The following is a 5730-nucleotide window of genomic DNA, read 5'->3' as shown; positions in this document are numbered from 1 at the left end:
TCTTTTGTTGGCCATTTTTGATTCTCCTCCGACTTTTCTTGAACCAAGTTTATATGACCTTAACGAATCTGTCTAATTAAGTGTAGCCTATCCATGTTTTCTACAGGGGAGGGTGAGCCTTCTGTGTCAGGTACAAGCCTTTTGTGTTTGTGTGAGTATTCATAACCAAAGGGAGCTTTACCATTGACCCAATGACCTTTCATAGCACCTGCTAATTTACCATCTCTGAGTCTTTTCTTTATCATCTTATATTCTAAACTTGATGCAAAAGCCTCCACATCACTGGTAAAAGAATCATTATCATTTCCTGCAAAATCTTTTACTGCTTCTGATTTATCTATAAATAATACCTCATAGTTTGTTAAAGCCTCTCTGACTGTCTCCCAATTAGCAGGGTTTCTTGAAAGCCTATCCATACCTTGCAAGGTTACAGCTTATAAGGCTAGTACAGCTTACCTTACCTTTTCTTTAATGTTGTTGGTATAATTGCATTAGTGTTTATTGCATTTTAAGGCAGTTAGGCAGTAACAGTATGTACTTAACACTACTATAACTACATTCTGAGACTGTCTATCTACCTTCCCTTAACTTTTTATAAGTAAAATTATAGTTATACCCTACCCTCTGTTATGGCAGTTAAATCTGCTGTAACAGGGGGGGTAAATTTTTATATAAAGGGATATGATGTAATGGAGATGGGTGATGGATGATTGATGGGAATGGATGATGCAGGATGGATGAGATACTGTTGGGGTGCTGTTAGGCTGTTGTTTTATATAGTAGGCTTGCTGTTCTATACTGTTCTATACTGTGTACACCTGCACAACCAGCCTCGCAAGCTCCTCCCTCCCACTTTACAACTTTTACTTATTTCACCTACAAATACCCAGCCAGCCCTTGATATAACTGTTTTTAAAGCCTTGCCTGCACTTTAACTAGCTAAAGGAAATAAAGGAAGTAAAGGCATTAAAGGCACTACAGGAAAATTAGGAAGTATAGTAGGGTATATATTGCAGGGCTAATCTCAGCTATTACTTTTTATACAGGTTTTTTACACTTTATCAGCCTTGTTAAATCAGGGGCAGTAATTTGTGTAATTAAACAGTAGTATTATAGACAACCTGCAAGGGTAATCTGTACAATCTGCAAAACAGCCACACCTAACAGCTACATCAGCACTAGCCTTACAACAAAGTCACTGTAGCCTCTGTGTGCTTTTCTATTGTCTGTATCACCTGAGCTACCTAATAATAATAGTTGGCTACTGTGTGGAGGCTGTGTTATCTGTGTGGATTCCTACACAACAGGCTAAATACTGTACCTGAACAATACACTTACATACTAACAGCAGTAGACTGAGCCAGCAGTGCCAGTCCAAGCAGTCCTTAACAGTAGCAAGCAGTGTCAGACTGAACCAGTACTGAACCAGTAACAGCAGACAGACTGTACAGCATCAACAAACATTAATAAACTTTCAACAAAATAAATTAAACTAAAAATAACTTTCAATTCTGCTATGTGCTGAAAGTATAGGTGAGGTTATGGGTCAAGTGGTAAGTGCTGGAAGCGGTGGAGAGGGGGAGGAAGGGGTAGATATGTCGCACAACCAGCCTGTCAAATATAGCTATGCCATTTTTTCAGGAATAGCAGGAAATATAAGCTACCCTACAGTAAAATGCCTCAACCTGCTGTATAACTTCTTATGCCTAAACAGCAACAACAGCAGGAAAACAAATACACAACAAGCCCAACAAGCATACATGTTAATCCTGATAAAATTTGTAAAGGTTATCTATATCTATATTAATTCCACACTTTTTCAGTCTATCTTTTCTGCTTTTAAATAGCTTATCTAATATTTCTTGCTTTTCTTCAAACAAACCATAATGAATTTGATTATGACAAACTGAACACAAGGAAACTATGTTAGCAGGTACATCTATACTGCAATCAAACTGGTCTTGAAACTCCATTGGGATTAAATGATGAGCCTCTACATAATTCATATTGTTATACTTAGAAATGAAATGTTTATGTCCATTTTCATACTCACATAAATAATTAGCATGTGTTATAGCATCACTGGCATTTTTAGGATTTCTGCGCCAGACCTTTCTATTATTTACTTTTTTGGAGTTTGGTTTATCATGCATTTTATCTACAATGGTTCTTTGTCCCTTAACAGGAGGTTCTTTAAGATATTCCTTAAATTCCCTTTCTTCTTTCATTAACTCCTGCTGAATGTCTTTCTCATTAACATCATTAATGTATCCTTTAAAATATTTTAATGCTCCACTATACATCCTGTTACCTTTGTTATTTTTCTTTTTAAAATTATTGTTATTGAGTATAATGTCAACCTTTGTTACATCTGAAAAATTATACAAACTAGTCTCATCACTTATTCCATAGTTACTTAACTCAGAGGATATTGTATCTATTGCACCAGTATACCTGCCTATTGTATATGGGATAACTGTTGTATTATTTTCCAACCACTTTTCAAATTCTTTTCTATTCATGTCACTCACTCTTTTTCATGGTAATATCTTTACATATTTATGATACTGAAATTTTATCAAGAAATAGACTTATATGTTGACTTGTCATTACAAAAACATTTATAATACCCATTACAGAAGTTAAAATAATATTTAACTATGCGAGGGGTACAGATGTATACTATAAGTAAAGAAAAAGTTAGATTATATATGAAAGAACATGGAATCTCCACTCAGAAAGAATTAGCTGAGCAGCTGGGTTTAAGTAAAAATCAACTATCTATGTTACTCTCACCTAATTATAATCCTATCAAATCTAATGCTATGAAGCTATGTGAAACCCTTAATGTGAAATTTGATGACATAGTGGATGCTGAGCAAATGGAATTTGATTTGGGAATAGAGGAGCAAAACACTAAGAAAGTTGTTTATCCTAAAAACAGTAATAAAAAGAAACAAGAAGATGACATTAATGATTTTATTGAGATAAGGAATGTTAAGGCAAATAAAGATTACAAAGTTTTAGAACTATTTGCAGGAGCAGGGGGTCTGGCACTAGGATTAGAACAGGCAGGCTTTGACTCCATTGGCAATGTTGAAATAGATAAACATGCCTGCAACACTTTAAGAAAAAACAGACCTGAGTGGAATGTAATTCAGGAAGATATTGAAAAAATTACTGAAAATGGCATTGATAATTATATTGATGCTCCTACTGGTGGAGAATTAGATTTATTATCAGGTGGTTACCCTTGTCAGGCATTTAGTTATGCAGGTAAAAAGGGTGGTTTACAAGATGCTAGAGGTACAATGTTTTACCATTATGCAAAAGTACTTGAAAAATTAAAGCCAAAAATGTTTTTAGCTGAAAATGTAAAAGGACTTGTTAATCATGATGGAGGAAATACCTTAAAAACCATGCTTGATGTATTTTCTGAAATTGGCTATACAGTAAAATGGAAGGTACTTAGGGCATTAGATTATGATGTGGCTCAGAAAAGGGAAAGAATAGTTATTGTAGGAATCAGGAATGACTTAGCAAACCATGAAAATTTAGAATATCTATTCCCTAAACCTTATGGCTATGAGCTGACTCTAAAAGACATTCTAAAAGATGTACCTGAGTCAGAGGGAGTAAAATATCCTGAATCAAAAAGAAAAGTATTAGAGCATGTACCTGCTGGTGGATATTGGAGAGACCTTCCTGATGAAATAGCTAAACAATACATGGGCAAAAGCTATTACTCAGGAGGAGGTAGGACAGGAATGGCTAGAAGAATATCATGGGATGAGCCATCTTTAACTTTAACTTGCTCACCTTCTCAGAAACAAACAGAAAGATGTCATCCTGATGAAACTAGACCTTTTACAGTAAGGGAATATGCAAGAATCCAAAGTTTTCCTGACAGCTGGCAGTTTGGCAGTTCTGTAGGAAATGCCTATAAACAGATAGGTAATGCTGTGCCTGTTAATATGGCAAAGGCTGTAGGGCTTTCTATTGTCAATGTATTGAACCAGATTAAGTAAAAAGGGGATGGATGTGTGAAAAGCATCCTCCCTATTTATAACACTATTCATATTTTTCTTTTCCTTCAGCTACTTCTTTAACCTCAAAATTATCTGTTGGCTTAAGACTTTCTTCAATTTCTTTTGTAAGTGTATTAATTACTTCCTCAATCAGTTCAGAACCATCATACTCTGAAGCAACTTCCCCCATAGCATCAGTAATCCTTTGATAAAAATCCTTTTCCCCTGTTAGTCTATACCAAAAATCCTGACCAACTATCACTGGATACTCTTCATTTATCCTTTTATAATGTCCACTTAGATTATCAGGTGTACCATAAAAAACTCCTACTACTAAATCATTAAAACCAACATTTAAGTTATTAGTTCTTGCAAGGTTTTTCACTCCTGCAAAATGTCCTTTAATTGTTTCTACATCATCTTTATTAATAGTATTTGGCCCTGCCTTAATTTGGCAATATTTCCTCCTCCCATCCAATTTATCAATATACTCAATGTCAATTCCTGATGTTGTTGATGCAAACCCTTCTAAAACCTCACTGCAAAATTTCTGTAGCTTGTTCCCAAAAGTTGTATTAATGGATTGACCTAAAACTCTAGGATAAACCAAAGCTCTAGCTATGCTCTCAGGGTCATCATTACCTGTTAGGAAACTTGCCTTATACTTATGTAAAAATGGATTAAGATCAAAATCCTTTAGTTTTTTTAATTTTTTTGTATTGGCAATATGACTGGGAGCTATTTCATTCCTAAAAAAATCCTTTGCCTTTTCAATAATTTCATCAAAATTACTACTCACTGCTATTCCCCCTTTGTTCTTTACTATATCTTACCATTTCTTCCCTGTATTTTTTACCTTTTAGCCATTTCCTCTTTATATTTTTTTGCCTTTAAGTTTTTACTTATAAAATAAACAGTTAAATCAATGAGATTTTTTAAATCCTGCAAGTCTTTATTTTCCCACTGTCTTACATAATGAGTTTCATCATTACCCAGCCATGTAGCTCTTTCAGCCATTTCTTTAATATCAATGTCATTTATATATTCATTAATACATTTTGATATAGAATGGATACCTTTACTGTTTCTTCCTTATCAGGATATAGGTCAATTATGTAATCTTTAATTAGATGTTCAAGAGCTTTTCTATAGCCAACCCCACATATCATATCCAACTGTTCTTTTTCAGCATGATATGCTTGATTATAAATTTCTTTAAACTCAGGAGATACTTCAATTACCTCCTTAGGAAAATCCTTAATATATTTGTTATGAGGATATAAATGCTCCAACCAATCACCACTATTATCAAAAGGGCTTTCAGTATAAACTGCAAAGAAAAGCGAGCCACACTCACCATTTGGACAATGACATAATAGCTCATGAGATTCAGAGCTTATATGATGCATTAAAATATATTCAGGATGAACAGACTTCATACAGACAGGACAATAATCAGGCAGTGTATCAGTAGGGAGCATATCAAAGCTATCATAAAACTGTATATTTCCCATTGCTAATCCTCCAACATTTTTATTTGTCCAAATTATACCATAATTATATAGTAAAATAATCCTAATAAAAAAGACACCAAGCTAAGTGGCGACAGTGGCGACCCCTAAAAGTTAGAGTTTTTATTATGCAGCTGATTGGCTGGATTGAGTTCGGTATTCGACCGGACTCAGTCCAGTCAATTTTGCTT

General features: G+C 34.5%; 6 protein-coding genes. 1 reads left to right on the top strand and 5 read right to left on the bottom strand.

All coding sequences use genetic code 11. From position 1 onward, the window contains the following. Positions 1-59 precede the first annotated feature (59 nt). Complete coding sequence (locus tag J2Z81_RS15465; protein ID WP_226371743.1) at positions 60-425, bottom strand: serine integrase family protein; 366 nt, start codon at positions 423-425, stop codon at positions 60-62. A gap of 1338 nt (positions 426-1763) precedes the next feature. Continuing rightward, positions 1764-2522 (bottom strand): HNH endonuclease, encoded by a 759-nt coding sequence (locus tag J2Z81_RS15460; RefSeq protein WP_226371742.1) that lies wholly within the window; start codon positions 2520-2522, stop codon positions 1764-1766. A gap of 153 nt (positions 2523-2675) precedes the next feature. Here J2Z81_RS15460 and dcm point away from each other — a divergent pair, with 153 nt between their 5' ends. Further along, a complete protein-coding gene (gene dcm, locus J2Z81_RS15455; RefSeq protein ID WP_226981404.1) occupies positions 2676-4028 on the top strand; it encodes a DNA (cytosine-5-)-methyltransferase in 1353 nt (450 codons plus the stop codon). A 43-nt stretch (positions 4029-4071) separates the two neighbouring features. On the opposite strand, the gene J2Z81_RS15450 is transcribed toward dcm, so the two are convergent. From J2Z81_RS15450 to J2Z81_RS15440, 3 genes are read right to left on the bottom strand one after another with little or no spacing between them, the layout of a single operon-like run. Continuing rightward, positions 4072-4827, bottom strand: a complete 756-nt coding sequence (locus J2Z81_RS15450) for a PmeII family type II restriction endonuclease (protein WP_226371741.1) — start codon at positions 4825-4827, stop codon at positions 4072-4074. 53 nt (positions 4828-4880) lie between these two features. Beyond that, positions 4881-5045 (bottom strand): hypothetical protein, encoded by a 165-nt coding sequence (locus J2Z81_RS15445; protein ID WP_226981403.1) that lies wholly within the window; start codon positions 5043-5045, stop codon positions 4881-4883. 20 nt (positions 5046-5065) lie between these two features. Further along, positions 5066-5542, bottom strand: a complete 477-nt coding sequence (locus tag J2Z81_RS15440; protein WP_226371740.1) for a hypothetical protein — start codon at positions 5540-5542, stop codon at positions 5066-5068. Positions 5543-5730 lie beyond the last annotated feature (188 nt).

The organism is Virgibacillus alimentarius (genome assembly GCF_017874635.1).
GTDB lineage: Bacteria > Bacillota > Bacilli > Bacillales > Amphibacillaceae > Virgibacillus_B > Virgibacillus_B alimentarius.
The sequence above is the reverse complement of the archived record's forward strand: the minus strand, read 5'-3'. Positions and strand labels throughout refer to the sequence as shown.

Coding starts and splice junctions, on each gene's coding strand:
- J2Z81_RS15445 (WP_226981403.1), bottom strand. CDS start 5,045: ATGGCTGAAAGAGCTACATGGCTGGGTAATGATGAAACTCATTATGTA.
- J2Z81_RS15460 (WP_226371742.1), bottom strand. CDS start 2,522: ATGAATAGAAAAGAATTTGAAAAGTGGTTGGAAAATAATACAACAGTT.
- dcm (WP_226981404.1), top strand. CDS start 2,676: ATGTATACTATAAGTAAAGAAAAAGTTAGATTATATATGAAAGAACAT.
- J2Z81_RS15440 (WP_226371740.1), bottom strand. CDS start 5,542: ATGGGAAATATACAGTTTTATGATAGCTTTGATATGCTCCCTACTGAT.